At 43.7% G+C, this 26,813-nt stretch carries 26 protein-coding genes and 1 riboswitch; of the genes, 25 read left to right on the top strand and 1 reads right to left on the bottom strand.

Annotation, left to right across the window (positions count from 1 at the left end; genetic code table 11):
* Position 1 precedes the first annotated feature (1 nt).
* The 11 genes from rpoD to A5878_RS11445 all read left to right on the top strand — a co-directional run bounded on the left by rpoD (position 2) and on the right by A5878_RS11445 (position 10,038).
* Positions 2–1,108: an RNA polymerase sigma factor RpoD gene (rpoD, locus tag A5878_RS11500; protein ID WP_005229298.1), complete on the top strand. Its 1,107-nt coding sequence runs from the start codon at positions 2–4 to the stop codon at positions 1,106–1,108.
* Positions 1,109–1,416: 308 nt separating this feature from the next.
* Positions 1,417–3,312: a cell division site-positioning protein MapZ family protein gene (locus tag A5878_RS11495; protein ID WP_060792342.1), complete on the top strand. Its 1,896-nt coding sequence runs from the start codon at positions 1,417–1,419 to the stop codon at positions 3,310–3,312.
* A gap of 118 nt (positions 3,313–3,430) precedes the next feature.
* Positions 3,431–4,138: an AzlC family ABC transporter permease gene (locus tag A5878_RS11490; protein ID WP_060792341.1), complete on the top strand. Its 708-nt coding sequence runs from the start codon at positions 3,431–3,433 to the stop codon at positions 4,136–4,138.
* Positions 4,131–4,448 carry an AzlD domain-containing protein gene (locus A5878_RS11485; RefSeq protein ID WP_015510078.1) on the top strand — a complete coding sequence of 106 codons (318 nt, stop codon included), beginning with the start codon at positions 4,131–4,133 and terminating at the stop codon, positions 4,446–4,448. Before A5878_RS11490 ends, A5878_RS11485 begins: the two co-directional genes overlap by 8 nt.
* A 34-nt stretch (positions 4,449–4,482) precedes the next feature.
* Complete coding sequence (locus A5878_RS11480) at positions 4,483–5,346, top strand: S1 RNA-binding domain-containing protein (protein ID WP_060792340.1); 864 nt, start codon at positions 4,483–4,485, stop codon at positions 5,344–5,346.
* A 109-nt stretch (positions 5,347–5,455) separates the two neighbouring features.
* Positions 5,456–5,905, top strand: a complete 450-nt coding sequence (locus A5878_RS11475) for a Fur family transcriptional regulator (protein ID WP_010749227.1) — start codon at positions 5,456–5,458, stop codon at positions 5,903–5,905.
* A 234-nt stretch (positions 5,906–6,139) separates the two neighbouring features.
* Entirely contained in the window at positions 6,140–7,030 is an 891-nt protein-coding gene (gene xerD / locus A5878_RS11465; protein WP_015510075.1) for a site-specific tyrosine recombinase XerD, read from the top strand.
* Between the two features lie 14 nt (positions 7,031–7,044).
* Positions 7,045–7,794 carry a segregation/condensation protein A gene (locus A5878_RS11460; protein WP_010749229.1) on the top strand — a complete coding sequence of 250 codons (750 nt, stop codon included), beginning with the start codon at positions 7,045–7,047 and terminating at the stop codon, positions 7,792–7,794.
* Positions 7,787–8,371, top strand: a complete 585-nt coding sequence (scpB, locus tag A5878_RS11455) for an SMC-Scp complex subunit ScpB (protein ID WP_005229316.1) — start codon at positions 7,787–7,789, stop codon at positions 8,369–8,371. Before A5878_RS11460 ends, scpB begins: the two co-directional genes overlap by 8 nt.
* Before the next feature lie 2 nt (positions 8,372–8,373).
* On the top strand, positions 8,374–9,090 hold the full coding sequence (locus A5878_RS11450; RefSeq protein ID WP_060792339.1) for a pseudouridine synthase: 717 nt from the start codon (positions 8,374–8,376) through the stop codon (positions 9,088–9,090).
* A gap of 79 nt (positions 9,091–9,169) precedes the next feature.
* Positions 9,170–9,294, top strand: a riboswitch (FMN riboswitch).
* Between the two features lie 150 nt (positions 9,295–9,444).
* Complete coding sequence (locus A5878_RS11445; RefSeq protein WP_010749232.1) at positions 9,445–10,038, top strand: ECF transporter S component; 594 nt, start codon at positions 9,445–9,447, stop codon at positions 10,036–10,038.
* A gap of 59 nt (positions 10,039–10,097) precedes the next feature.
* Here the strand turns inward: A5878_RS11445 and A5878_RS11440 are convergent, their stop codons facing one another.
* The gene (locus A5878_RS11440) at positions 10,098–10,313 is read right to left on the bottom strand and encodes a ferredoxin (RefSeq protein WP_005229322.1); all 216 of its coding nucleotides are present in this window, start codon (positions 10,311–10,313) and stop codon (positions 10,098–10,100) included.
* Positions 10,314–10,339: 26 nt separating this feature from the next.
* Here A5878_RS11440 and A5878_RS11435 point away from each other — a divergent pair, with 26 nt between their 5' ends.
* The 14 genes from A5878_RS11435 to A5878_RS11370 all read left to right on the top strand — a co-directional run bounded on the left by A5878_RS11435 (position 10,340) and on the right by A5878_RS11370 (position 26,809).
* On the top strand, positions 10,340–11,335 hold the full coding sequence (locus tag A5878_RS11435; RefSeq protein ID WP_060792337.1) for a helix-turn-helix domain-containing protein: 996 nt from the start codon (positions 10,340–10,342) through the stop codon (positions 11,333–11,335).
* Positions 11,329–12,711 carry an ATP-dependent DNA helicase RecQ gene (locus A5878_RS11430; protein ID WP_010749234.1) on the top strand — a complete coding sequence of 461 codons (1,383 nt, stop codon included), beginning with the start codon at positions 11,329–11,331 and terminating at the stop codon, positions 12,709–12,711. Before A5878_RS11435 ends, A5878_RS11430 begins: the two co-directional genes overlap by 7 nt.
* 72 nt (positions 12,712–12,783) lie before the next feature.
* Positions 12,784–13,401, top strand: a complete 618-nt coding sequence (locus A5878_RS11425; RefSeq protein ID WP_010749235.1) for a LysM peptidoglycan-binding domain-containing protein — start codon at positions 12,784–12,786, stop codon at positions 13,399–13,401.
* Between the two features lie 105 nt (positions 13,402–13,506).
* Positions 13,507–14,178: a (d)CMP kinase gene (gene cmk / locus A5878_RS11420; RefSeq protein ID WP_010749236.1), complete on the top strand. Its 672-nt coding sequence runs from the start codon at positions 13,507–13,509 to the stop codon at positions 14,176–14,178.
* Positions 14,179–14,390: 212 nt separating this feature from the next.
* Entirely contained in the window at positions 14,391–15,605 is a 1,215-nt protein-coding gene (rpsA, locus tag A5878_RS11415) for a 30S ribosomal protein S1 (RefSeq protein ID WP_005229333.1), read from the top strand.
* A 163-nt stretch (positions 15,606–15,768) separates the two neighbouring features.
* Positions 15,769–17,079 (top strand): ribosome biogenesis GTPase Der, encoded by a 1,311-nt coding sequence (gene der, locus A5878_RS11410; RefSeq protein ID WP_005231911.1) that lies wholly within the window; start codon positions 15,769–15,771, stop codon positions 17,077–17,079.
* A gap of 235 nt (positions 17,080–17,314) precedes the next feature.
* Positions 17,315–17,590 (top strand): HU family DNA-binding protein, encoded by a 276-nt coding sequence (locus A5878_RS11405; protein ID WP_003126821.1) that lies wholly within the window; start codon positions 17,315–17,317, stop codon positions 17,588–17,590.
* A 568-nt stretch (positions 17,591–18,158) separates the two neighbouring features.
* The gene (ilvD, locus tag A5878_RS11400; RefSeq protein ID WP_010749291.1) at positions 18,159–19,847 is read left to right on the top strand and encodes a dihydroxy-acid dehydratase; all 1,689 of its coding nucleotides are present in this window, start codon (positions 18,159–18,161) and stop codon (positions 19,845–19,847) included.
* Positions 19,848–19,849: 2 nt separating this feature from the next.
* Positions 19,850–21,550 (top strand): biosynthetic-type acetolactate synthase large subunit, encoded by a 1,701-nt coding sequence (gene ilvB, locus A5878_RS11395; protein ID WP_010749292.1) that lies wholly within the window; start codon positions 19,850–19,852, stop codon positions 21,548–21,550.
* A 4-nt stretch (positions 21,551–21,554) separates the two neighbouring features.
* Entirely contained in the window at positions 21,555–22,031 is a 477-nt protein-coding gene (gene ilvN, locus A5878_RS11390; protein ID WP_005229349.1) for an acetolactate synthase small subunit, read from the top strand.
* A gap of 50 nt (positions 22,032–22,081) precedes the next feature.
* Positions 22,082–23,071 carry a ketol-acid reductoisomerase gene (gene ilvC / locus A5878_RS11385; protein ID WP_005229350.1) on the top strand — a complete coding sequence of 330 codons (990 nt, stop codon included), beginning with the start codon at positions 22,082–22,084 and terminating at the stop codon, positions 23,069–23,071.
* Between the two features lie 11 nt (positions 23,072–23,082).
* The gene (ilvA, locus tag A5878_RS11380; RefSeq protein WP_034695989.1) at positions 23,083–24,336 is read left to right on the top strand and encodes a threonine ammonia-lyase IlvA; all 1,254 of its coding nucleotides are present in this window, start codon (positions 23,083–23,085) and stop codon (positions 24,334–24,336) included.
* 163 nt (positions 24,337–24,499) lie between these two features.
* Positions 24,500–25,549 carry a hypothetical protein gene (locus A5878_RS11375; protein WP_005229354.1) on the top strand — a complete coding sequence of 350 codons (1,050 nt, stop codon included), beginning with the start codon at positions 24,500–24,502 and terminating at the stop codon, positions 25,547–25,549.
* A complete protein-coding gene (locus A5878_RS11370) occupies positions 25,550–26,809 on the top strand; it encodes a lipopolysaccharide assembly protein LapB (protein ID WP_060792286.1) in 1,260 nt (419 codons plus the stop codon). It abuts the gene before it with no gap.
* Positions 26,810–26,813 lie beyond the last annotated feature (4 nt).

Raw genomic sequence — 26,813 nt, 5'->3', positions numbered from 1 at the left:
CATGGCAGAAGAAACAAAAAAAACGTATGACAAAGCAGTTGCCGAATACATCCGAGAAAACAAAACAAAGGGGCAAGTTGTTTACGATGACATTACGAATCGTTTAGCAACGCCGTATACTTTGGATGCTGATGCAATGGACAAATTAATTCAAAAACTGGAGGATTCAGGCATCAGTGTCGTGGATGAAAATGGAGAGCCTTCAGTCCATAGTCTAAAGAGCAATGAAAAACGACAAGAAACACAACCTCAAGAAGATCTGTCTGCACCAACTGGTGTGAAAATCAATGACCCCGTTCGGATGTACTTGAAAGAAATCGGTCGTGTGCCGTTATTGACCGCAGAAGAAGAAGTGGCGCTCGCACTGAAAATCGAAGAAGGCGATCAAGAGGCAAAACAGCGTTTGGCAGAAGCCAACCTACGTTTGGTCGTTAGTATTGCCAAACGTTATGTGGGTCGAGGAATGCAATTCCTTGATTTGATCCAAGAAGGAAACATGGGCTTGATGAAAGCCGTTGAGAAATTCGACTACCGCAAAGGGTTCAAATTCTCGACGTATGCGACCTGGTGGATCCGTCAAGCGATCACCCGTGCGATCGCTGACCAAGCGCGAACCATTCGTATTCCTGTGCATATGGTGGAAACCATCAACAAATTGATCCGTATTCAACGGCAATTGCTGCAAGACTTAGGGCGCGAACCGACACCAGAAGAAATCGGCGCAGAAATGGATCTGCCGACGGAAAAAGTTCGTGAAATCTTGAAGATCGCTCAAGAACCTGTTTCATTAGAAACACCGATCGGTGAAGAAGACGATTCTCATCTAGGTGATTTTATTGAAGACCAAGATGCCACAAGTCCAGCAGAGCATGCGGCTTATGAGCTGTTGAAAGAGCAGCTAGAAGATGTACTGGATACGTTGACTGACCGTGAAGAAAACGTGCTGCGCTTGCGTTTCGGAATCGATGATGGTCGTACTCGGACATTAGAAGAAGTCGGCAAAGTCTTTGGGGTAACGAGAGAACGGATTCGTCAGATCGAAGCAAAAGCATTACGGAAACTACGCCATCCATCTCGTTCAAAACAATTGAAAGATTTCTTAGAATAATCAAGGTTTATCGACTTTCCAAAGGAACCCTTTGGAAAGTCTTTTTTATTCAGTTTCTGTCCTCTCGACACAAGATTGGTAAAGAACTTAATAAAAACGTAACCAAGCAAGTGTTGGCTAATTGCCAAGAATGTGATAAATTTAATTTTGTGCATCTGCATCAAAACGTAACAAACAACGAAGTGTCAAAAAAGACCCATTATTTGCTGGTCTAAAAAAAGAAGCAGTAGGTACAGCAAGCGTCTGATGAAAGAGGCGACTGCTTCATAAAAGGAAATGCAAAAAACAAAAGGAGTCAGTTTGAATCAATGAAGAAGACATGTCCTGAATGTGGATTTCAAGCAATAGAAGAAACACCCGTTTGTCCCAATTGCGGGTTCCAATGGAACCAGGCAAAGGAGAATGAACTGGAACCAACATCTGACTCTTCCGTTACGCCAGAAGAGCCACAGAATAAAAATGATGATATTCGCTGGTCAGACTTTAAAAACGTCCCGATCGGAAAAATGGAGGAGCACTTAGGTGATCGGCCATCCTCAAATGAAGAAACGATCGACCTCGCGCAGCAAGGGACTTTTTCCGATGAGCAACATGTAACCCCCACATCAGCCTCTAAGAAAGAAGCTGAGGAAAAAACGGAAGTAGAAAGTTCTAGCGCAACGCAAGAGCATGCGACATCAGCCAGTGAGGAAGCAAGTGAAACCGATGCATTAAGTACGGAGGAACAGCATGACGCTGATATTTTGGCTGCTTATATCCGCCAACACAAACTTGATGAAGAAGAAAAAGCCGCTGCTCTAGAAGCAGAAGCCGCCACTGATGATTTGTCTGCTACTGAAGAAGAAAGTCAGGAACAAGCCAGTGAGGAACCTCTACTGATAAGCGAAGATGAACCAGTGACGGATCCGGTCATTGAAGAAGTGAAGAAGCAGCCAGAACCAGTGATCGATCCAATTCCTGAGCCGATCACCGCAGCGGATGAAGCACCGAAAAAGGCGACTACTGAAGAAAAAACGTCGACGCCTAGCGAAAAAAAGAAGCGTCCTCGCAAAGCACTCTATATTACAGCGGCTTGTTTATTAGTGGCAGCTGGTGGCGGTTGGGCGTACTACTATCAACAGCAGCAACAAGAAACTGCCCGCCAAACGCAACTGGCGCAAGAAAACCGTACACTCGATCAAATTGAAAATGAGCTGAATGATTTTTATACAAATGATGAACGAGTGTTCATTAAAAACGACAAAACATCAGAACAGCTGACGGCTGTGACGAATCAGTTGGCAGAGTTTCAAGACCATGAACGGTACGATGCCTTGTCACAAGAAGCAGCGACAATTGCTGACAAATTAGCAGCTTTGACCGAGATCAACAGCTATTTTAGCAGTCCTGCCGTTGTGGAGGATCAGTTGGAAGAAGTTTCATTGAAAGAAGCAGCTGCTGTCACAATGGCGAAGCGTGAGAACGGGGATGCCTTTGATGAGTTGATCAATCAAGCCATCGACATGGGACAAAAAGAGTTCAGCGCGATCGAGGAAGTTCAAAATGCAGTGAAGAGCATGGTGGCTTTAAGTGGTGATGGTGAAGCACCTGCAAGTGTCACCCGCGAGAACTACAATGCCTTGATGAAAAAAGTCCAAGCTTTACCAATTGATTCATTGGTGGAAAGTCTTACGACTGAATTGCGTAAAGTCGATACTGCGTTGACGAAGCGTGAAACCGCTACGCAAGAAGCAGCGGCGCAACAACAAGCTGCCCAAGAAGCAGCACAAGCGGCGGCTTCCGAGAACAACGCTTCAGGTTCGAGCGGCGGTTCTACAAGCGCTGCGACGCCAGCACAAAGTACGTCTGAAGAAGAGTATGTGCTTTCGCCAAATACGCCGACAAACACCAATAATCAGCCAATCATTCCAGCCCGTCAAAGTGATTTGAATGATGTAAACAATAGCGCTTGGGTATGGGCAGATGGTGTCCAAGAAAAAATCATCGCCACAGCGATTGCCCGTGGTTACGTGGTTGAAGGTGGGTATACTTTTGAACGCGTGCGGATCGTCAACGGCGAAGGCTATTACAATTTTTATGCGACAAATGCCCAAGGCAGCTTGCTTAAAGGAACGGATGATTCAGCGTTCCCGCTATACTTATTTACGGTAAACGCCAAAACTGGCTATTTCAGAGGCAATGGGAACGATCACACCGTTCGCTAAGTCTCCTGAGTCACTAGAAAACTTTCAGAGTTATTACATGTACATGTGAAAAACACTTGTTTCCCTTCCCTGTTTTCGATATGATGAAAGATAATCGTTCAAACAGGGAGGGTTTTTTGTGCAGAAAATAGAAAGATATGATCGCTTTGAAGATGGGGTCATTGCTTGTGTACCAACGATTCTTGGGTACTTAGGGATTGGTTTTGCGATGGGGGTCGTGGGAAAAGGCGTTGGGTTGTCGATTCTTGAAATTATTATAATGTCTATTATTGTCTATGCAGGCAGTGCTCAATTTATTATTTGTGCATTACTCGCGATTCAAGCACCTTTCATGACGATCGTCGCAACCGTCTTTTTAGTGAATTTACGACATTTCTTAATGAGCTTATCAGTGGCTTCCTATTTTAAAAAGACTCCTTTGCTTTCTGCTATTGGGATTGGGACGCTTTTGACTGATGAGTCCTATGGCGTTTTGACGACGTCACTGCAACAAGACAAACCAGTCACAGCGAAATGGACCCATGGGTTGAACGTGATGGCGTATTTGAGTTGGATCTTCGCAACCTTTTTGGGCGGACTATTAGGCTCGTTTATTCCAGATCCAGAAGCGTTAGGCTTAGATTTTGCCTTGGTAGCCATGTTTGTTGGTCTTTTTTTATTTCAAGTAGAGCGACCACTCAAGAAGAAAACTCAGCAAACGCTCTTAGTACTCGGGGCAGTTGTGGGGACATTGATTTTATTTATGCGTTTTTCTACTGCTGAGATCGCGGTAATTGCTGCGACCTTGGCAGGATGTTTGGTTGGGACGGTGACACATCATGACTAATTTTGTTATACTAATGCTAGCATGTGGGTTGGTTACTTGGATTCCGCGGATCGTTCCTTTTTTATTTTCTAAAAAGCTCGTATTTCCAAAACCTTTCACCATCTTTTTGAGTTACTTGCCGTTGTGTATTTTGGCGGCATTGTTGGTTCAAAATTTGCTGATCTTTCGAGAAGGGCAATTTCCCATCTTGAAAGTCAAAGAAACTATTGCCTGTATCCCAGCATTGTTGGTGGGGTATTATACAAAAGATTTGATGAAGATCGTTATCACAGGTGTTATTGCTATGGCACTGCTGCGTTTCTTTTTCTAGCAACGGGCAGTTTTTATGAAGAAGGAGAGAATAGATGAAAGACTTATTAGCATCCGTATTTAGCGGATTGATCATTGATGAAAATGAACAGAATTATTTTGTTCAAAAAGGCGGGGTTACCTTCCGACTAGCCAAGGAAGAAGGCGAACATCATTTAGGTGAAGCCGTCGAAGGGTTTGGCTATCAAAACCAAAAGCAAGAAAATGTACTCACTACGAATATTCCGAAAAGCCGCAAAGGGCATTATGCCTTTGGTACAGTCACAGGAAGCCGTCGCGACTTAGGCGTTTTCGTCGATATCGGTTTAAAAGACAAGGACATGGTGGTTTCATTAGATGAATTGCCAACAATGCGGGAACTTTGGCCCAAAAAAGGCGATCGTTTGATGGTCAGCTTGCGCGTCGACGACAAAGAGCGTATATGGGCTTCGTTAGCAGATGAGAAAATCTTCAAGGCACTGAGTAAGAATGGTACGGAACAGATGAAGAATCAAGATGTTACAGGTACCGTGTATCGCTTAAAACTAGCGGGAACCTACTTATTGACGGATGATTTTTATATTGGCTTCGTCCACCCATCAGAGCGCTATCAAGAGCCGCGTCTTGGGGAAGTTGTCAAAGGACGAGTGATTGGGGTTCGTCCAGATGGCGTCTTGAACCTTTCGTTGAAACCAAGAGCCCACGAGGCGATTTCAAATGATGCCGCCATGGTCCTAACCTTTTTAGAACGAGCATCAGAAAATAAAATTCCTTTTACCGATAAATCAGCACCAGAAGAGATTTTACAAACTTTTGGTATTAGTAAAGGCCAATTTAAACGGGCGTTAGGAACCTTGATGAAACAGCGTTTGATTGAGCAAAAAGATGGCTTTACGATTCTTGTTAAAAAACCTAATTGAGAATACTTGTTTCTTTTGCTGTTCTAATTTATAATGATTACAATGTTTGTCTTGAGTGATTCTCACTCAAATTAGAATCGTTATAAATTAGCGGCATACGGAGGCAACTATGAACACAACAGCAGCGTTAAAAAAGACCAAGAAACAATTGCACGAGTCGGGGTTCAAATTAACTCCTCAGCGAGAAGCGACGTTGTTGGTCTTATTAGAAAATGAGAAAGATCATTTATCCGCCGAAGAGATTTTCTTCTTTGTGCGCAAAAAAAATTCTGAGATTGGCTTAGCAACCGTCTATCGAACATTGGAGATTTTGACGGATTTGAAAATCGTCGATAAAGTCAGTTTTAATGACGGTGTCGCTCGTTATGACCTACGTAAAGAAGGCGCCAAACATTTCCATCATCACTTGTTGTGTTTGGAATGCGGCAATATCGAAGAGGTTGAAGAGGATCTGTTGGGCAGTGTCGAAGAGATCGTCGAACAAAAGTACCATTTTTTAGTAAAGGATCATCGGTTGACATTTCATGGTGTCTGCCAAAAATGCCAAAACAAAGCCTAGTGTCTGTAGCTGGGCAATTTGAAAAAATTTTGTTATCACCCGAATGATAGTCAGATGGTTTCAATAGGAAGAGTGCTCTTTTTTCCAATTTGAAAGAAACCAAAAAATCTGCTATGATTCGGGTGTTTCCTTGGGCAAAAGATACGGGTAGATGCCTCTTTTTTTGTTGGCAAGCTACTATCTAAACGAGCCAGAATTTGATATGATAAAAAAGCTGAAAGTAGAGGAAGCCCCATGAACGAACAAATTATTGATTATCTTCATTATTTGACCATTGAGCGCGGGCTATCCCAAAATACCCGTGCCAGCTACCAGCGGGATCTGCAACAGTATCTTGCGTTTTTACAAAAAAAACAAGTGACGCAGTGGCAACAGATCGACCGAGTGATCGTTTTGTCTTTTTTGCAAAGTCTGCAAGAGGCGGGAAAATCCTCGGCAACCGTGATTCGGATGGTTTCCAGTTTGCGAAGATTCCATCAATATTTGCGTCAAGAACGGTTGACAGATCATGATCCGATGCAGCATATTGATTCGCCGAAAAAACAGCAGAAGCTACCTGATACTTTGAGTTTGCAGGAAGTGGAGCGCTTGATCGAAACACCAGATACGCGAGCGGTGTTGGGTATTCGTGATCGAGCGATTTTGGAAGTGATGTATGCGACAGGCTTGCGCGTCAGCGAGTTGATCGGTTTGAAATTGAATGATTTGCATTTAAGTATGGGCTTGTTGCAAACAACCGGGAAAGGCGACAAAGAACGGATCGTCCCACTAGGGGATTTAGCGATTCAATGGATCGAAACATATCTCAGCGATGCACGTCCGTATTTGACGAGAAAAACACCGGATGAAAGCCACCTGTTTGTAAACAACCACGGTACGCAGCTGTCTCGTCAAGGGATCTGGAAAAATTTAAAAGCCTTGGTTCGACAAGCTGGGATCACCAAAAATGTGACTCCCCATACGCTGCGCCATAGTTTTGCGACTCATCTATTAGAAAACGGCGCAGATCTGCGAACGGTTCAAGAGCTGTTAGGACACGCAGATATCTCGACCACTCAGATTTACACGCATATAACGAAGAAACGGATGACGGAAGTGTACAAGCAGCACTTTCCGCGCGCCTAGAAATCGAGGATGGAATGGAAGAAATCAAAATAAAATTAGCTGTCTTTGAAGGACCGTTGGATTTGCTGCTTCATTTGATCAAAAAACTGGAAATCGATGTTTATGACATTCCAGTTGCAACCATCACCGAACAATACATGCAGTATATCCATGCCATGAAAATTTTAGAATTAGAAGTCGCTGGTGAATATTTAGTCATGGCGGCAACTCTGATGGCGATCAAAAGCCAGATGCTGTTACCGAAACAAGAGCTGATTGCTGAAGTGGAAGAGTACGAAGAAGATCCACGGGATATGCTGGTGGCACAGCTGCTAGAATACCGCAAATTTAAGTATGCAGCCGAGCAGCTTTCCGAAAAAGCGGAAGAGCGCAGTTTGTATTATACGAAAGATCCGATGGATGTCGATGAATACAAAGAGGAAGAAGATCAGTTAAGAGCCAATCAATTCAATACGATCGATCTCTTTTTGGCTTTTCAAAAAATGATCGAGAAAAAGAAAAATCGCCAAGTACTAGAAACCAAAATTTCTCCTGATGAAAGCACCATCGATGAAAAGATGGCGGCGATTCAGCTGGAGATGCAACATGTCAGTGCTAAAAAAGGCCGCAGCTTTGATTCGTTTTTTACGACCTACAATAAAACAGAAGTTGTGGTGACCTTTATGGCACTGTTAGAATTAATGAAAAAAGGAACGATTCGAGTAGAGCAATCAGACAATTATGCGTCGATTCTGCTCTATCCAACAGGTAAAGAAGATGAGTAAATATAGTGAATTAGAAGCGATCTTATTCGTCGTCGGTGATGAGGGGATCGGACTTGAAGAATTGAGTTACTTAGTCAAAAGCAATACTGCCAGTGTCTATCAGCATTTGCAGGAACTAAATCAGCAATATGAAGAAAATGAACATACTGCGTTGCATATTCTTGAAGTGGGCAATCATTTTATTTTGACCACCAAGAAACAATTTGCCCCTTTATTGAAGAAATATGCTGAATCACCGATGGGCAGCTCGTTGTCTCAGGCCGCTTTAGAAACGTTGTCGATCATTGCTTACAAGCAGCCGATCACTCGGATGGAAGTAGAAGAGATCCGCGGCGTCCAATCTAGCGGATCGGTTCAAAAATTGGTGGCAAAACGACTGATTGAAGAAAAAGGCCGCGTTGACGGACCAGGACGAGCGATCCTATATGGTACGACGGAATACTTTATGGATTATTTTGGCTTAAAAAGTTTGGCTGAATTACCCGATATCCAATCCATGGAAGATGAACTTGAAGAAGATGCACCGTTTGATCTTTTTTACGACCGCTACAAACAAGCAGAAACAGAAGGAGAATGAAGATGGAACGTTTGCAAAAAGTGATTGCCCATGCTGGCATCACCTCAAGAAGAAAAGCTGAAGGATTGATAACTGAAGGCCGAGTGCGTGTCAACGGGCAAGTGATCAAAGAATTAGGGGTCCAAGTTAGCTCAAAAGATGTTGTTGAAGTCGATGGTGTACCAATCGAACAAGAACAACACGTCTATTATCTATTCTACAAACCTCGTGGTGTGATCTCAGCTGTAACGGATGATAAAAAGCGCAAAGTCGTTTTGGATTATTTTGCTGAAGTTCCTGAACGGGTGTATCCCGTCGGGCGCTTGGACTATGATACCTCTGGTTTGTTATTGCTGACAAATGATGGGGAATTGTCACAGACACTGATGCATCCGAAACACGAAGTCGACAAAGTGTACGTTGCCAAAGTCAAAGGGATTGCGGATAAAAAGCAGCTGCTTCCATTGACAAAAGGGATTCGGATCGAAGGTCGTAAGACGGCACCTGCTCGCTTTGAGATCTTGTCGACAGACCAAACAGCGCAATCTAGTATTGTGCAATTGACGATCCACGAAGGACGCAACCATCAAGTCAAAAATATGTTAAAAGCAGTTGGTTTGCCTGTGCAAAAATTAAAACGGGAAAATTATGGTCCGTTAGATTTGAAAGGTCTTCGTCCAGGGGAATATCGAGAATTGTCGAAGAAGGAAGTCAGTCAGCTGAAAAATAGTGCAAAATAGTTGAAAAGTATCTGAAAACGTAACTATTGTTAATTTTTAGATTTTGTGTATAATAGAACATGTAATAAATAGAATAAAGGTTCGTCTTCAGGGGCAGGGTGCAATTCCCGACCGGTGGTTATAGTCCACGACCTATTTCTTCGGAAATAGCTGAATCGGTGAAATTCCGATACCGACAGTACAGTCTGGATAAAGAAGATAGAGCGTATTTGATTTGCTTATGGCTATTTCGAATGCCCTCTTTTTTCCCTGTGGAAAAAAGAGGGCATTTTTTGTCTGGCGCCGACAAGAAAGCCGAGGAAATTTAATAGGTTCGTTTGAAGAGGAATCCTGAACTTAGGAGGATTTATACTGATGAACAACAAAACAAGAAAAATGGTGACGATCGCCATGTGTGCTGCTATGGGAACAATTTTGCAATTTATCGCTTTTCCGATTTTCCCAGCATTCAGCTTTTTAAAGATCGATTTTAGTGATATTCCCGTGATGATCATGATGTTTTTATTTGGTCCTTGGAGCGGGGTATTGACTGCTTTCATTCGTTCGGTGCTGCATTTGTTCTTATCTGGTTTTTCACCTGCTGATATGGTGGGGGATACGGCAAGCTTTTTAGCATCATGTGCCTTTACTTTGCCAATGTACTACTTTTTCCGCAAAGGTATTCACACCAAAAACAAAATGGTTGGTGTCATCAGCGGTATCTTGTCGGTAACGATTTTTATGAGTGTGGCGAACCTATTTGTGATCACACCGCTTTACCTGCGCTTTTTCGGGGTCACAGCCGATCAATTTTTAGGAATGTCTTTGCCGCAATATGTGGCGATCGGGATCTTACCTTTCAATTTGGTCAAAGGCGCAATCGTCAGTGCTGTCTTTTTAGCACTTCACGCCAAACTGCTGCCATGGTTGGCTCGTAAGCAGCCCCATCATTCTGCTATAGGAAAATAAAAAAATGAGCCGACTTGCTGTTGCAGACGAAAGGTCTGTCAATGGCAGGTCGGCTTTTTTTATTTTTCCATGATAATCGCACGGGTAGGGCATTTACGATAAGCAGTTTTGACTTTTTCTTGTTGGTCTTCTATGATAAACTGTTGCCGAGCATTCGGTTCTTGGGCAAATAAAACGATCCCGTCTTCATCATAATCGAAGATCTCGGGGGCATAGATCGCACATAGGCCACAAGCAATGCAGCGCTCAGGAATAATTTTACAGCGTTGTGACATTTTTTAGTCCTTTCTGGAGGGGAAATATGGATTCTTTTATTTTAGCGCTGTTTTCTGATACTGACAAGCTGCGCCCATCAACACTTTATCAAATTCTCATTGGTAAGCGTACTAGCTCTGTCTTGAGTTATGCCTTTTTTTATGATCGCTTAGGTCTCTTTCAATCGTTGCCCCAGTTGAATGAGAAAGCGTATCAACAGACGCTCGCTGACTTGATCCAACGAGGGGCTCTAAGTCGAGATTCAGATGGTCTGCTGCTCAAAACGACCGCTATAAACAGCCAGCAGCCAGGTGAACGATTGTTGCGGTATGCGAATTACTTTCGTTATGGACGAACGACGGAGGAGGCTTGGCGTTTTGTTCGGCTGCTGGTTCAAGCAGCTGCGTATCAAGGCGTGACCAATCAGTATATTCCCGTTGAAAACACGCCACTCTATACAGAACCTGTCCGTCAGCTGATCCGTCACGATCCTGACATCAAAAAGTGCCTGTATCAAGAGCTATCAGCAATTTTTGACCAGCTTCCCGCAGAAGTGGCAGATTTTTTAGCGGGCACCTTATCGGGTCCAGATATTCTAGGGCAGGCGTTTTTTCAGCTTTTACCAGAAAATGTTCAAAGTAAGCCTTGGGACACTCTTTATGTAGGAGCTTCGATCCATCAATTTTTAACCTTGATCGAAAAAACGCCCCTGACGATCCTGTTTCGAGGATTGTCGCCTTTTCTAAAGAGAAATTTAAACCAAAGCATGGTGGAAAGCCGATCATTGTTTTTGCGAGGCGATTCTGTCGAGCAGATTATGGAAAAAAGAAGGATCAAACGAGGAACTGTTAATGATCATTTGATTGAGTGGGCATTGCTTGATCCAACGTTTCCTTTTCAGCGCTTTGATACAGCGTTGTTGAAAAAGCTGCCAGAAGCTTCTTGGAAAAATAGCTATCAAGAATTACAGGCGCTTCTTACGACTGATTTTTTGACGATTCGTTTGTTACAGATTGCTCAGAAGCGGGGGATTCGATGTTAGAAGATGCACTGAATCAGTATTTTGGTTTCAAAACATTCCGCCAAGGACAAAAAGAAGTCATCGAAAGTGTTTTAGCACAGCAAGATACGTTAGCGATTCTGCCTACTGGGAATGGCAAAAGTCTGTGCTATCAGCTGCCAGGGTACCTAGTAGACGGGATCGTGATCATTATCTCGCCGTTAGTCTCTTTGATGGAAGATCAAGTCTACGGCTTACAAAAGCAAGGGGAAAAACGCGCGATTGCGTTTAATAGTCAATTGGACCTTGCTGATCGCCAGTATGTGATGCAGCATTTGCAGAAGTACAAGTTTTTGTTTTTAAGTCCAGAAATGATCGTACAAGAAGCTGTTTTGCATCAATTGGAACAGGTTAAGATCGCCATGCTCGTGGTGGATGAAGCCCATTGTGTTTCGCAATGGGGCATTGATTTTCGACCAGAGTACTTGCAGCTTGGTGAAGTAAAGAAACGCTTGAAGGCACCCGTTACGTTAGCATTGACGGCTACAGCAACAGCACAAGTGGAAGCAGACATACGGCAAGTATTATTAGCAAAGAACGCCAATGTCTACCGTTATTCGATGAACCGCAGCAATATCGGCTTGTTCGTAGAGCAAACGACAGACAAAGATGCGGCATTAGCAGACTATCTCAGCCGCTTAGGCGGGGCTGGGATCATCTACTGTTCCACAAGAAGCAAAGTCGAAGAAGTCTATAACAAACTGCGTCAGCGCTATTTGGTAGGCTATTATCATGGTGGTCTCGCGAGTGATCAAAGAAAAACGTTGCAGCAGCAGTTTTCTCAGAATAAATTAAAATTACTCGTTGCTACCAATGCGTTTGGGATGGGGATCAATAAGGAAGATATTCGCTTTGTGATCCATTATGATCTACCTGATTCATTAGAGAATTACAGTCAAGAAATCGGGCGAGCTGGTCGTGACGGCAAACAAAGCAATGCGATTTTGCTTTATCAGGAACATGATGAGCAGATCCATTACTTCTTTCAGCGAGAAAACAAAGAAGAACGCCTTGCTTTAGAACGAATGGTTCAGGAGAAGAGGAAAGAACCCTTGACACCGTTGCAAGAAAAGTGGCAGCAAAAAATGAAAGAGTTGGGAACTTCCTTTTGGCTGGAAACATTAAAACGCAATGAACAGCAAAAACAAGAACAATTACAGAAAATGTTGGCTTATATTCATTTTACAGGTTGTCGCCGACAATTTTTACTGGCGCATTTCGGAGAGGAAGCCCAGGAGAATCCTTATTGTTGCGACAATGACGGGATCGAAATAGCGGGTGAAGAACAGCTGCCCGAGAAAAAGGAAGCCCATCATTGGCAGGAACGTTTAATAAAAATTTTTAAAGATATAAATTGAATCGTATTTTGTAGGACAGTTTTTATTTACCTATGGTATAATACATCGGAAGGAAACTAGGAGGGAATACGAGTGAGCAAGAAAGACAATGACTACAATTCAGAAAATCAAGAACCGTGGGAACAACCAATCTATGATACAGAATACGATGATTCTGCATCAAGATCCCAACAAAGAAAACAAAAGCGTGGGAATTCACTCTTTTTGACGATCGTTTTAGTTTTGCTTTTCTTGATCGTGGCAATTCCGGTTGGTGCCGGTATTTGGGTATTGAACCATAACAATGATGCCCCAACCACAGCAAGTTCGAGCAGTACTGTAGAAAGTACGACAGAGTCTTCAACAACCGAATCATCAACGACGGAATCATCCACTACGGAATCGACAAGTGAAACGAGTTCGTCAACAAGTGAATCAAGTTCTTCTAGCAGTTTTTCTGCGCCAGCTTCATCAACACCTTCAAGCAGTGAGCCGGCACAAGAACAAAACAATGCTGGACAAGATACTACCCAAAATAACCAAGGGCAAGGCGCTGCTGGTAATGAACAGTATACCACTGTGCAAGCAGGTGAAGGTCCTGAACAAGTGGCAGCTCGTACAGGTATCTCAGTTGAAACCCTATATCAATTAAATGGGATTGATCCGAACAACTACATGCTTTACCCTGGCGACACGTTAAGAGTTAAATAAAAAACCGCTTTGGCGGTTTTTTTTCTTGAAAGAGAGAAGCCAAGGTGGACGATAAGCAGAAACGATGAAGGAATACACATCGTTGGGAAACGAGGAGTAAGAAAAATGAAAAAAATCAACATCGCTATTGATGGTCCTGCGTCATCTGGGAAAAGCACAGTGGCAAAAATCATCGCGAATGACCTGGGATTTATTTATACGGATACCGGTGCCATGTATCGAAGCATCACGTATTTAGCTTTAAAAACGGGCTGTTCACTTGAAGATGAAGCGGCGATCGCTGCTTTGATCGATCAATACCCCATCACTTTTGAACCGACTGAACACGGTCAAGAGGTCTTTGCGGGAGGAGAGCAAGTCACAGAAGCGATCCGTCAGCCAGAAGTAACCAACGCAGTTTCGAAGGTGTCGGCATACCCTGCGATCCGCGAAAAACTCGTCCAACAACAGCAGATGATCGCTAAAGATGGCGGTGTCGTGATGGATGGCCGCGATATTGGTACGGCGGTTTTACCACAAGCAGAAGTCAAAATTTTTCTGGTAGCAAGTGTGGAAGAACGCGCACAGCGCCGTTTTAAAGAAAATCAGCAAAAAGGGATCAAAACCGATTATGAGACGTTGAAAGAAGAGATCCAGCAAAGAGATTATCTGGATTCTCACAGAGAAGTCTCCCCTTTGAAACAAGCGGAGGATGCGGTTCGAATCGATACGTCTGGTTTAACGATCGAGCAAGTCGTCGAAGCAATCAAAAAAACCATCAAAGAAAAAATTGATTAACAAAAACAATGGGTGTTCCCCATTGTTTTTTTATTTTTCGAAACCAAAAGATGAAAGTGAGTAAGAAAACAGAGGTGAAAAGACTTTTTTAACGAAAAAACCGTAGTTTTTTAGGAAAATAAGAGAAATCGCTTTATTTTTTTTTCATTCTATTTTAAACTAAAAGATGTAGTGCAATTATTGCAGAATTGTTGGTTAGGAGGACATGAGAGATGACAGAATTTGAAAATAATCAGGTTGAGAGTGGAAATGAATCAATGGAAGCCGCTTTAGACAATTTCCAAGAAGTAAAAGTTGGAGATATCGTTAAAGGTGAGGTATTGGCCATTGAGGATAAACAAGCGATCGTAGGGATCGAAGGCGCCGGCGTTGAAGGCGTTGTTCCTGCAAAAGAATTATCAACTTTACCTGTTGAAGACATCAACGAAGCAGTCAAAGTTGGGGATGTCTTAGAATTGGTTGTGATTTCAGCAATTGGTAAAGACAAAGAAAACGGCAGCTATCTCCTTTCTAAACGTCGCTTAGACGCGAAAAAAGTTTGGGAAGATATCGAAAAAGATTTCCAAGAAGGAAAAATCATTGAAGCACCAGTCACCAACGTCGTTAAGGGCGGGTTAGTGGTTGATGTAGGTGTTCGTGGGTTTGTCCCAGCATCAATGGTCGAAGACCATTTTGTTGCGGATTTCGAAGATTACAAAGGGAAAACATTGACCTTCAAAATCGTTGAGATCGAGCCTTCAGAAAACCGTTTGATCCTTTCTCATAAAGCAGTTGTCGAAGCAGAAAAAGCAAAACAAAAAGAAGCTTTATTAGCTGATTTATATGAAGGACAAGAAGTAGAAGGAAAAGTAGCGCGTTTGACCGACTTTGGTGCCTTCGTAGACCTTGGCGGCATCGATGGACTTGTCCATGTCTCTGAAATTTCTCATGGACATGTTGGCAAACCGAGTGATGTTTTATCTGTTGGCGATACCGTCAATGTGCGTATCTTATCTGTTGATGCAGACAAAGAACGTGTGTCACTTTCGATCAAAGACACATTGCCTGGACCTTGGACCAATATTGAAGAGCAAGCGGCTGTTGGCAGTGTCTTGACGGGGACTGTTAAACGCTTGACAAGCTTCGGTGCGTTTGTGGAAGTCTTCCCAGGTGTTGAAGGGCTGATCCATATTTCACAAATCTCCCATAAACACATTGCGACACCACATGAAGTCTTACAAGAAGGTGATGAAGTGCAAGTGAAAGTGCTTGAAGTGAACCCTTCAGAACACCGAATCGCATTAAGTATCAAAGCATTAGAAAAAGCCGAAAACACCAATGAAACACAAGAGGTTTCAGAGGATGATTATCAATTGCCAGAAGAATCAACTGGTTTTACTATGGGTGATATCTTAGGCGATGCCTTAAAAGACAGCGACGAAGAGTAATTGTATGCCATCAGCTTATAACGATTCGATGTTTGAATTTGTTATAAGCTGGTTTTTTGTTTGTCAGGAAAGCTTGCAACTTTCCATGGCTTTAGGTAAACTAAGTAAGATTGAATACAAGAAGCAGCGTACAAGGACTGCTTTTTTAAATGGAGGGTAAAAAATGTCAAATCCAACAATAGCGATCGTTGGACGTCCGAATGTGGGGAAATCGACCATTTTCAACCGGATAGCTGGAGAACGAATTTCGATCGTTGAGGATACTCCAGGAGTGACCAGAGATCGTATTTATGCCACTGGTGAATGGCTAGGCCGTGAGTTTAGCGTGATCGATACAGGTGGGATCGATTTAAGTGATGAGCCGTTTATGGATCAAATCAAGCATCAAGCAGAAATCGCCATCGATGAAGCAGATGTCATTGTTTTTATTACGAGTGCTCGTGAAGGAGTAACCGATGCTGATGAGCTTGTGGCTCGTTTGCTGTACAAAAGCAATAAACCCGTGATTTTAGCCGTCAACAAAGTTGATAATCCCGAGATGCGTACCGACATCTATGAATTTTATGGTTTGGGTCTAGGCGATCCATACCCAATCTCAGGAAGTCATGGATTAGGGATCGGGGATGTCCTTGATGAAGCTGTCAAACACTTCACCAATGAAGCAGAAGAAGAAGATGATTCCATCATCAAGTTTAGTTTGATTGGTCGACCAAATGTCGGTAAATCCTCTTTGATCAATGCAATTCTTGGGGAAGAGCGAGTGATCGTTTCTGATATCGAAGGAACGACTCGTGATGCGATCGATACCCATTTTACCAGCGAAAGCGGTCAAGAATTTACCATGATTGATACGGCAGGGATGCGTAAAAAAGGGAAGGTCTACGAGTCTACTGAAAAATACAGTGTGATGCGGGCGATGCGGGCCATTGAACGCTCAGACGTCGTCTTGATGGTCTTGAACGCCGAAGAAGGGATTCGCGAGCAAGACAAACGGATCGCTGGCTATGCCCATGAAGCAGGCCGTGGAATCATTATTGTTGTCAATAAATGGGATACATTGAAAAAAGAAACGAATACGATGCGTGATTTTGAAGAAGAAATCAGAGATGAATTCCAATATTTGGATTACGCGCCAATCATTTTTGTTTCCGCAGTGACGAAACAGCGCTTGAATAAGCTGCCGCAATTGATTGAAGAAGTCAGCATGAATCAAAACATGCGTATTCCATCTGCGTTGTTGAATGACGTCATTATGGACGCTGTGGCGATCAACCCAACCCCAACAGACAAAGGCAAACGTTTGAAGATTTTTTATGCGACGCAAGTAGCTGTCAAACCGCCAACTTTTGTTATTTTTGTCAACGAAGAAGAACTGATGCATTTCTCTTATGCACGTTTCTTAGAAAATCAAATCCGCAAGGCATTCACTTTTGAAGGAACGCCGATTCGGATCATTCCTCGCAGAAGAAAATAGAGATTTTATCATACTTTGTTTCTTTTTACAAAGAAATCTGTCCTTTTCTAGAAAAATGGGAAAAAACCAAAAAAAAAACCCCCTAAAAACGTTAAAATCCTTGATATTACAAGGTTCTTATGATAACGTTATATCAGAATATTGATGGTAATCAATATTTGACAAAAACCTTGGACCACTCAAGATTTTTGTTGATGCATGACATCAAAAAAAATATCAGGAGGTGAAACCATCCATGGCAAATAAAGCAGAATTAATCGAAAAAGTTGCAGCAGCTACTGACTTAACTAAGAAAGACGCAACTGCAGCAGTAGACGCTGTATTCTCAACAATTCAAGACGCTTTAGCTAACGGTGAAAAAGTTCAATTGATCGGCTTTGGTAACTTTGAAGTTCGTTCTCGTGCAGAACGCAAAGGACGCAACCCACAAACTGGTGAAGAAATCAAGATCCCTGCTAGCAAAGTACCTGCATTCAAACCAGGTAAAGCTCTTAAAGACGCAGTGAAATAATTGAGTCTTGTAGAAACCCTTGAGTAATCAAGGGTTTTTTCTTTTGTCTAACTAGGAACTGCCACCATGCAGGCGGATCGAATGGGAAAAGAAACGGTTATTATTGTCAGAAAATTCAAAAATATTTTTTGTTTTTCTTTTGATCTAAAAAAAACAAGGGTTGCGGGCACACCCTAAATTCTCAAGCAAGAATAAAGGTGATTTAAAAGTCATTTTTATCAAAAGAAGCAAGCGATTAAATGACATCTAATGTGAGGAAGGGTTCCTTGAAATTGTCATTATTGAAAAAAAATTCAGAAAATTCGTTGACAAGTGTTTTTGCAAAGGGTATATTGGTAAACAATTACAAGAACGTTACTATTTCTAATGAAGGAGCCATTTTCTATGCGCAATTTTAATCAATATTTATTAGTCATTATTATTGATACCAGGACTTAGAACACGGAAGCAAAAATTATCCGTTTGTTTGAGTCCTATTTGCGTAAGTAAAATGGGATTCTGGCAAAGCATCCCAGTTTTTTATAACCGGGATGCTTTTTTTTATTCCAAAATGCAGGAGATGATGAGTGTGAGAAGTGATCAGATTAAAAAAGGGATCGATGCAGCGCCAGCTAGGAGTCTGCTCTATGCCACAGGACAAGTAAAAAATATCCATGACATGAACAAGCCATTTATTGCGATATGTAATTCCTATATCGATATTGTGCCTGGACATGTGCATTTACGGGAGTTAGCAGATATCGCTAAGGAAGCGATTCGTGAAGCTGGCGGCATCCCTTTTGAGTTCAATACGATCGGTGTGGATGATGGCATTGCGATGGGCCATATTGGCATGCGTTATTCGCTACCCAGCCGAGAATTGATCGCTGATTCCGCAGAAACCGTGATCAATGCTCACTGGTTTGACGGCGTATTTTATATCCCGAATTGCGACAAGATCACTCCTGGCATGATTTTAGCAGCGATGCGGACGAACGTACCGGGGATCTTTTGTTCTGGCGGTCCGATGAAAGCCGGTATTGATCCACGGGGCCACCAGATAACCTTGTCTTCCATGTTTGAAGCCGTGGGGACTTACAAGACTGGCAACATGACGAAAGAAGACTTTGAATTTATGGAGCAAAATGCCTGTCCGACTTGCGGTTCCTGTGCAGGGATGTTTACTGCCAATTCAATGAACTGTCTCTTAGAGATCTTAGGATTGGCAATGCCAGGCAATGGTACGATTCTTGCCGTGTCTGAAGAACGACGAGAACTAGTTAGACAAGCCGCCTTTAAGTTGATGGATCTTGTTGAAAAACAAGTGAAACCTCGAGACATCGTGACCAAAGAAGCTATTGATGATGCCTTCGCTTTAGACATGGCGATGGGGGGTTCCACCAACACAGTGCTGCATACCTTAGCGATCGCCAATGAAGCTGAGATCGATTATGACTTAAGACGGGTCAATGAAATCGCTAAAAGAGTGCCTTATCTCTCAAAAATCGCGCCATCATCAGCCTATTCGATGCACGATGTTCATGAAGCTGGCGGCGTTTCGGCAATCATAAGGGAGCTTTGTGATATCGAGGGAGCGATTCATCCTGATCGACCGACTGTCACAGGCAAGACGTTACGAGAAAATGTCGCTGAAGCGAAGATCCACAACGAAGAAGTTATTCATCCCAAAGAAAACCCGTATAGTCCTGTGGGTGGTCTATCGATCTTGTACGGTAATATCGCCCCAGAAGGCAGTGTCATCAAGGTCGGTGGGGTCGATCCAAGTGTCCAAGTGTTCAAAGGCAAAGCGATCTGTTTTGATTCACATGATGAAGCAGTTGCTGCCATCGACAATCATACCGTACAAAAAGGACATGTTGTAGTGATCCGCTATGAGGGACCAAAAGGAGGACCAGGTATGCCAGAAATGTTGGCGCCTACCTCAAGTATCGTTGGACGTGGGTTAGGCAAAGATGTCGCCTTGATCACCGATGGCCGCTTTTCAGGAGCGACCCGAGGAATCGCCGTGGGGCATATTTCGCCAGAAGCCGCTGCAGGGGGTCCATTAGGCCTTGTCAACGATGGCGATGAAATCATTATAGATTTACCAAATCGAACGCTGAATCTGCAAGTATCCGATGAAGAGCTTGCCGAGCGTGCGCAAGAACGACCGAAGTTTCGTTCAAAAGTGAAAAAAGGATGGCTTGCACGTTATACCGCTTTAGTGACTTCTGCCAATACGGGCGGGATTATGCGAGTACCTGATGAGGAGGAGTAGCAATGGAAAATATCGAGTATCAAGCATCGCATCTAAGGACTGGCGCACAAGTATTAGTGGACAGCTTACAAGAGCAAGGCGTCGAAATGATCTTTGGCTATCCGGGCGGCGCCGTCCTGCCGTTATATGATCAATTATATGATGCAGCGATTCCGAATATTTTGACGCGTCACGAGCAAGGCGCGATCCACGCCGCTGAAGGCTATGCCAAAGCTACTGGCAATGTTGGGGTCGTTTTAGTGACGAGCGGACCAGGTGCTACAAATGTCGTCACGGGCATTGCCGATGCTATGAGTGATTCCGTACCATTGGTAGTTATCACGGGACAAGTGGCGGTACCAGGAATTGGCAAAGATGCCTTCCAAGAGGCGGATATTCTGGGTATCACGTTGCCGATCACGAAGCACAACTACCAAGTCCGCTGTGTCGATGAGCTGCCAAAAGTGATCGCTGAAGCCTTTCATATCGCTTCCACAGGGCGAAAAGGACCGGTTGTCATCGACCTTCCGAAAGATATTACCTTACAAGAAACCGCTGAAACCTGCTCGTTGCCAATCACAAGGAAAAGCTATCAACCAACGGCAGAGCCTTCCCGTCTGCAAATCGAAAAACTGATGCAAGTCTTGGAAAAAGCTCAGCGACCAGTGGTATTGGCGGGTGCAGGCGTGATCGCTGCCGAAGCTGCGGCTGAACTAAATGCATTTATTGCCAAGTACAAGTTGCCGACAGTGACAACGTTGCTTGGCTTAGGCTTACTGCCAAGTGATCATCAATTTTTCTTAGGCATGGGCGGTATGCATGGCACCTATGCGGCGAACATGGCTTTATCAGAAGCCGATTTGATTATCAATATCGGCTCTCGCTTCGATGATCGCTTAGCAACGGCCGGCAGTCAGTTCGGCAAGCAGGCCATCGTTGCTCATATCGATATTGACCCAGTGGAGATCGGCAAGATCGTAGAAACAAAGATCCCAATCGTCGGCGATGCCAAGGCTGCTTTGCAGCAAATGCTGCGGTACCCACCAACAAGAGGAACCTGGACGACTTGGTTGGATCTATGCCAAAAACGGAAAAAGGAAAAACCTTATCGCTATGATCGCACTCAGACACAAGAAATCAAACCACAAAAAGTCATCGAAGAAGTAGGGCGTTTGACCAAAGGAGAGGCTTACGTCATCACCGATGTTGGTCAGCATCAAATGTGGGTCGCGCAGTATTATCCTTTTCGCTTTCCCAAACAATTGATCACCAGTGGCGGACTAGGGACGATGGGCTATGGCATCCCTGCAGGAATCGGCGTTCAATTTGCTCATCCAGAAAAAATGGTCGTGGTGTTCGTTGGCGATGGTGGATTTCAAATGACGAACCAAGAATTTGCGATTTTGAATGAGTATGGCTTGAATGTCAAATTTGTGTTATTGAACAACTGCTCTTTAGGAATGGTTCGCCAATGGCAAGAAACATTCCATGGCAAGCGGCGCTCTGCCTCCGTTTTTGCGCAGCAGCCTGATTTTGTCAAACTGGCACAGGCTTATGGCATTGAAGGCTGTCGGATCGATGCCCCAGAGCAACTGGCTGATCAATTGGCAGCAGCTTTTTCTCAAGCAGGGCCGCAGCTGATCGAAGTAATGGTCTCGCCATCTGAGCATGTGCTACCGATGATCCCACCGGGGAAAGCCAATCATGAAATGATGGGGGTCTAAGGGGATGAAACGGGTATTAGCAGCAATCGTCCATAATGAAGCAGGTGTTTTGAGCCGTATCACGAGTGTCTTAAACCGCCGGCAGGTCAATATCGAGAGTATCTCTGTCGGCACAACGGAACGGCCAGAATTTTCACGAATGACGATCATTGTCAACGTGAACGATTTGGCAGAAACAGAACAAGTGACTAAGCATTTGAACAAGCAGATCGATGTCTTGAAGGTTTCTGATATTACAGAAGTTCCTCATATCGAACGGGAGCTGGTGCTGATCAAAGTCAATGCGCCAACCACAAGCCGTTCGGAGATCCAAGCAGTGATCGATCCATTTCGAGCACACATTGTCGATGTGGCACTGAAAACGATCGTTGTGCAAGTTGCCGGCGATACGAAAAAGGTAGAAGCATGCATCGAAGTTTTACGTCCATACGGCATCAAACAATTGGCACGGACGGGTGTCACTGGCTTTACAAGAGGGTAAGTGCAATTTTGAATTGCTTAAAATAAAGAAAGAATTCGGAGGAAACAAGTATGGTAAAAGTATATTACAACGAGGAAGTTACAGATAATCTAGGAGACAAGAAGATTGCGATCGTCGGCTACGGCTCTCAAGGGCACGCTCATGCGCAAAATTTACGGGACACAGGTCATGAAGTCTTTATCGGCATTCGTGAAGGAAAATCAGCGGAAGCCGCAAGAAACGATGGATTTGAGGTTTTCCCAGTAGCCGAAGCCGTTCAAAAAGCGGATGTAGTCATGATCTTGGCACCCGATGAGATCCAAGGATCGTTGTATAAAAATGAGATCGAACCGAATCTTTCTGCGGGCAATGCATTAGCATTTGCTCATGGTTTCAATATTCATTTTGATGTGATCGCGCCACCAAAAGAGGTGGATGTTTTTCTAGTTGCGCCAAAAGGACCAGGTCATTTGGTGCGTCGAACCTTTACCGAAGGGTTTGCGGTACCAGCCTTGTTTGCAGTTTATCAAGATGCGACTGGTAACGCACAAGCAACGGCTTTATCCTATGCAAAAGGCATTGGTGCCACAAGGGTCGGCGTTTTGGAAACGACCTTTAAAGAAGAGACCGAAACCGATCTTTTCGGTGAGCAAGCCGTACTTTGTGGCGGTTTGACCAGTATGATCGAAGCGGGCTTTGAAACATTGGTAGAAGCGGGGTACCAACCGGAATTGGCTTATTTTGAAGTTTGTCATGAATTGAAACTGATCGTTGACTTGATTTATGAAGGAGGCTTCAAAAAAATGCGCCATTCGATCTCGAATACGGCTGAGTATGGTGACTACGTTTCTGGTGCTCGGGTGATCACTGCACAAGCCAAAGAAAACATGAAAGCCGTATTGACAGACATCCAAAACGGCCAATTTGCGAAAGGATTCATTGAAGACAATCAAAACGGCTTCCCTGAATTCCATAAAATGCGTGAGGAAAACGGCAATCATCAAATTGAAAAAGTCGGCAGCGAGTTACGGAAAATGATGCCGTTTGTTGCGAAAGATTAGGAGGGACGCGTTTGTTGGTGACAGTTTCTGCAATCGAACAAGCCTACGAGCGACTGCGGGGAGCAGTTAGTCATACGCCGCTGCAGTATGATCGCTTTTTATCTGAGAAGTATCAAGCGACGGTCTTGTTGAAGCGAGAGGACTTGCAAAAAGTCCGCTCCTTCAAATTACGCGGTGCCTACTATGCGATCACCCAGGCAGATCCTGAACTGACTCGTCGTGGCGTCGTCTGTGCCAGTGCCGGAAACCATGCGCAAGGTGTTGCTTATACCTGTCAAGAACAGCAGATCCGAGCGGTTATTTTCATGCCGACAACGACGCCACAGCAAAAAATCGCGCAAGTCCTCTTTTTCGGTGGAGATTATGTCAAAATCGAATTGGTGGGAGATACGTTTGATGCGGCAGCCCAAGCGGCTAAACACTTTGCAAAAGAACAGCAAATGGCCTTCATTGCTCCCTTTGACGATCCTAATATTATCGCAGGACAAGGAACCGTTGCTGTGGAGATGCTGGCGGATGCTGAAAAAAAACAAGTAACGATCGATCTGGTCGTGGCAGCGATTGGCGGGGGCGGCTTGATCAGCGGAACCGCAGCCTATTTGAAAGAAAAGCAACCGAAGATAAAAGTTGTTGGAGCAGAACCTGTAGGGGCCGCCTCGATGCAAGCCGCCTTTGATCATCAAGGACCAGTGGCGCTGGAGCATATTGAAACCTTTGTGGATGGTGCAGCGGTCAAACAAGTCGGAGCTCAAACCTATGCCCATGCCAAACGCTACGTGGATCAATTGGTAGCTGTGGAAGAAGGCGCAATCTGTCAAACGATTCTGGAATTGTACAGCAAGCAAGCGATCGTCGCTGAACCAGCTGGTGCCTTGAGTGTGGCAGCTTTGGATCTGATCAAAGAGCAAATCAAAGGCAAAACAGTCGTCTGTATTGTGAGTGGTGGTAACAATGATAGTTCCCGTATGGCAGAGATCGAAGAGAAATCACTGATCTATCAAGGATTGAAACATTATTTTATCGTCAATTTCCCACAACGTCCCGGTGCGTTGAAGGAATTTGTTAGCCATGTATTAGGTCCCGATGATGATATCACTAGGTTTGAATATACAAAAAAAATCAATCGTGGAACAGGACCAGTAATGCTGGGAATCTTGTTGAAACACAAAAAAGATCTCCCCGCATTACTGTCACGAATTGAACAGTTTGACCAAAACTATATCAACCTTCAGCAAAATCAATCACTCTACTCACTTTTGGTTTAAGAAAAAACATGATTTTCCTTTGGAAGAAGAGGAAATCATGTTTTTTGCTTTTTATCGGATCGTTGAACCAATCACAGGAAAATACTTCCTAATCATTAGCGATTTAGTAGGTGTTTAAGCGGCTTCTTGTTATAATAGAAAGTAGTAGCAAAGGAGTGAGCCGATGGAAGCTGTTTTTTTCCGAAATGAACAAGAAACCCAAATTTCTTATGGTGAAACACTAGCATCGGTCATGAGAGAACAGTCGATCGAGCCGCAGCAGGTGATCATTTTGACGAATCAGCGCTATTATGACCGCTTTTCAGAAAAATTGACCCGCCTGTTTTTGCCACGAGAGGTCAATTGGTATATTTGTACCAATCAAATGTATTGCAACAACTTTAGCGAGTTTAAAGCTGCAATGGATTTCTTCGGTCGCTTTTCAAAACAAGAGCCGCTGTTGATCGTCGGTTTTGGGAATGAAGGCGTGTTGGCATTGAGCAGTTTTATCCACGCGACGTCGGTTCTGACGACACAGCTTTGGCTGATTCCCGTTTCCTTGCGGGCCTTAGCTAAAAGTGTGAAAGAAACAGCGATCGTTGTGAAAAAGCCAGATATCCCGATGCTGGAAAATCCTAATACACCCGAATTTGTTATTTACGATCAGACGATCGCAGAAAAACAGATCGATGGGAAATTGGTCGATTTTTTGACTCTGATTCGTTGTGGCGTGCTTGCCGATAGTGAGTTTTTAAAAGAGCTTTATCGAACCTATCCCAGTCATCAGGCGTTGATGAGACATTCGTTGGCTGCGTATACCGATCGGTTGATCCAACTATACCAGCAATCAGGCAGCGAATTGGAAGAGTTTGGCCAACTCTTTGCCGATGCTGCTTATCGAACGGAAAATGGGCACTTGTTGTCTGATGCGATGAAATTATTCTTTGGCTTTTTGTTTCATTTTATGTGGACCGTCCAGCAGCAGCAATTGACTGTCGATCTGCCCGTGTTCTGCCAATGGCTTGCCCGATTGGGTTTTCCTATCGAATTGCCCGAGTCTTTTTCATTAAGCGAATATTTCAGTCATGTACTGGAATTGCAGCAAAAAGAAAAAAAACTGTTATTTTTGGCAAAAGTTGGTACAATAGGGGGCAGAACGAAAATCGAGGAAAAAGATCTCGTCCAGACGATGGAGACTTATCAGCGATTAATCAATGAGATTCGAGGGGTTTAAATGGAAACATATAGTGAAAAAATGTTAAAAGCATTAGCCGCGGAAGAACTGGCTGAAGCACAATTAAATTTTACCGAAGCTCTGCAAAAAGATGATGATGAGACATTAGGCGCTTTAGGTGATGAACTATTGCAGATCGGCTTTTTGGAAGAGGCGAAAACGTTGTTTGAAACCTTGCAGCAACGACATCCTGATAATGAAGCTTTGCTGCTTCCTTTAGCAGAAATTGCGATGGAAGAAGACCAGATCGAAACGGCTTTTGCCTATATTGATCAAATACCACCGACCAGTGAAGCGTATTTGCAAGCCTTGCTATTGAGTGCGGATCTTTACCAATTGATCGGTATCCCTGAAGTTAGTGAAGCCAAACTAAAAGAAGCGCAAAGCATTGTGCCAGATGAACCTTTGATACGGTTTGCCTTAGCTGAGTTAGCCTTTTCGACTGATCGCTATCAAGAAGCCGTTGACCTTTATCAAGGATTGCTGGAAGAAGAAATCACGGATATTTCGGGGATCTCGATCGTTGAACGGACTGGTACATCATTGAGTATGGCGGGCAAGTTTGAAGAGGCATTGGAATATTTTGAAGCAAGCCTAGAAGACGAACAGACCGATGAGCGTCTCTTTCAAACAGCTTTAGTCTATTTGCAGCTAAAAGAAAATGAACAAGCGATTCGCTACTTGCAGCAGTTGCGGGTCATGAATCCGCAATACCGTGCCTTGTATCTTTATCTTGCAGAAGCATTGCAAGAAGAAGAGCAGCTGGAAGAAGCGCAGCGTGTGATCGAAGAAGGGATTCATGAAGATCCATATCAAGTGGATTTCTATCATTTTGCTGCCGAGAATGCTTACCGACTTCATGACAGTGAAGCAGCAGAATCATTTTTACTGAAAGCACTGGAGACTGGTGACAAAGAAGATGATACGTTACTGACCTTAAGTAATTTATACTTGAATGAAGAGCGTTGGCAAGAAGCGATCTGGACCATCGAACGAATGGAAGACAATGAACAGCCGCATGCCCTTTGGAATTTGGCGCAAGCGTATAATGCGCTGGAAGATTTTGACAAAGCAGCAAACTATTACGAAGAAGCCAATGCTGATTTGCACCATGAGCCAGCATTTATGAAAGAATATGGCATTTTCTTACGTGAAGAAGGGCGTTTGCCTGAAGCACTTCATTTGCTGCAGCATTATTTGGCGCATGAGCCAGGTGATTTAGAAGTACAGTCGATCGTGGAGGACTTATTAGAAAGATAGGTGA

The organism is Enterococcus sp. 3G6_DIV0642 (assembly GCF_002140635.1).
GTDB classification, from domain to species: domain Bacteria; phylum Bacillota; class Bacilli; order Lactobacillales; family Enterococcaceae; genus Enterococcus_D; species Enterococcus_D casseliflavus.
Note: the sequence above shows the minus strand (reverse complement) of the source record. Positions and strands in the feature narration are given on the sequence as shown.

What these genes read in the sequence shown, in the direction of transcription:
- rpoD (WP_005229298.1), top strand. Translation starts at nt 2, where the DNA reads ATGGCAGAAGAAACAAAAAAAACGTATGACAAAGCAGTTGCCGAATAC.
- A5878_RS11495 (WP_060792342.1), top strand. Translation starts at nt 1,417, where the DNA reads ATGAAGAAGACATGTCCTGAATGTGGATTTCAAGCAATAGAAGAAACA.
- A5878_RS11485 (WP_015510078.1), top strand. Translation starts at nt 4,131, where the DNA reads ATGACTAATTTTGTTATACTAATGCTAGCATGTGGGTTGGTTACTTGG.
- A5878_RS11480 (WP_060792340.1), top strand. Translation starts at nt 4,483, where the DNA reads ATGAAAGACTTATTAGCATCCGTATTTAGCGGATTGATCATTGATGAA.
- A5878_RS11475 (WP_010749227.1), top strand. Translation starts at nt 5,456, where the DNA reads ATGAACACAACAGCAGCGTTAAAAAAGACCAAGAAACAATTGCACGAG.
- xerD (WP_015510075.1), top strand. Translation starts at nt 6,140, where the DNA reads ATGAACGAACAAATTATTGATTATCTTCATTATTTGACCATTGAGCGC.
- A5878_RS11460 (WP_010749229.1), top strand. Translation starts at nt 7,045, where the DNA reads ATGGAAGAAATCAAAATAAAATTAGCTGTCTTTGAAGGACCGTTGGAT.
- scpB (WP_005229316.1), top strand. Translation starts at nt 7,787, where the DNA reads ATGAGTAAATATAGTGAATTAGAAGCGATCTTATTCGTCGTCGGTGAT.
- A5878_RS11450 (WP_060792339.1), top strand. Translation starts at nt 8,374, where the DNA reads ATGGAACGTTTGCAAAAAGTGATTGCCCATGCTGGCATCACCTCAAGA.
- A5878_RS11445 (WP_010749232.1), top strand. Translation starts at nt 9,445, where the DNA reads ATGAACAACAAAACAAGAAAAATGGTGACGATCGCCATGTGTGCTGCT.
- A5878_RS11440 (WP_005229322.1), bottom strand. Translation starts at nt 10,313, where the DNA reads ATGTCACAACGCTGTAAAATTATTCCTGAGCGCTGCATTGCTTGTGGC.
- A5878_RS11435 (WP_060792337.1), top strand. Translation starts at nt 10,340, where the DNA reads ATGGATTCTTTTATTTTAGCGCTGTTTTCTGATACTGACAAGCTGCGC.
- A5878_RS11430 (WP_010749234.1), top strand. Translation starts at nt 11,329, where the DNA reads ATGTTAGAAGATGCACTGAATCAGTATTTTGGTTTCAAAACATTCCGC.
- cmk (WP_010749236.1), top strand. Translation starts at nt 13,507, where the DNA reads ATGAAAAAAATCAACATCGCTATTGATGGTCCTGCGTCATCTGGGAAA.
- rpsA (WP_005229333.1), top strand. Translation starts at nt 14,391, where the DNA reads ATGACAGAATTTGAAAATAATCAGGTTGAGAGTGGAAATGAATCAATG.
- der (WP_005231911.1), top strand. Translation starts at nt 15,769, where the DNA reads ATGTCAAATCCAACAATAGCGATCGTTGGACGTCCGAATGTGGGGAAA.
- A5878_RS11405 (WP_003126821.1), top strand. Translation starts at nt 17,315, where the DNA reads ATGGCAAATAAAGCAGAATTAATCGAAAAAGTTGCAGCAGCTACTGAC.
- ilvB (WP_010749292.1), top strand. Translation starts at nt 19,850, where the DNA reads ATGGAAAATATCGAGTATCAAGCATCGCATCTAAGGACTGGCGCACAA.
- ilvN (WP_005229349.1), top strand. Translation starts at nt 21,555, where the DNA reads ATGAAACGGGTATTAGCAGCAATCGTCCATAATGAAGCAGGTGTTTTG.
- ilvC (WP_005229350.1), top strand. Translation starts at nt 22,082, where the DNA reads ATGGTAAAAGTATATTACAACGAGGAAGTTACAGATAATCTAGGAGAC.
- A5878_RS11375 (WP_005229354.1), top strand. Translation starts at nt 24,500, where the DNA reads ATGGAAGCTGTTTTTTTCCGAAATGAACAAGAAACCCAAATTTCTTAT.
- A5878_RS11370 (WP_060792286.1), top strand. Translation starts at nt 25,550, where the DNA reads ATGGAAACATATAGTGAAAAAATGTTAAAAGCATTAGCCGCGGAAGAA.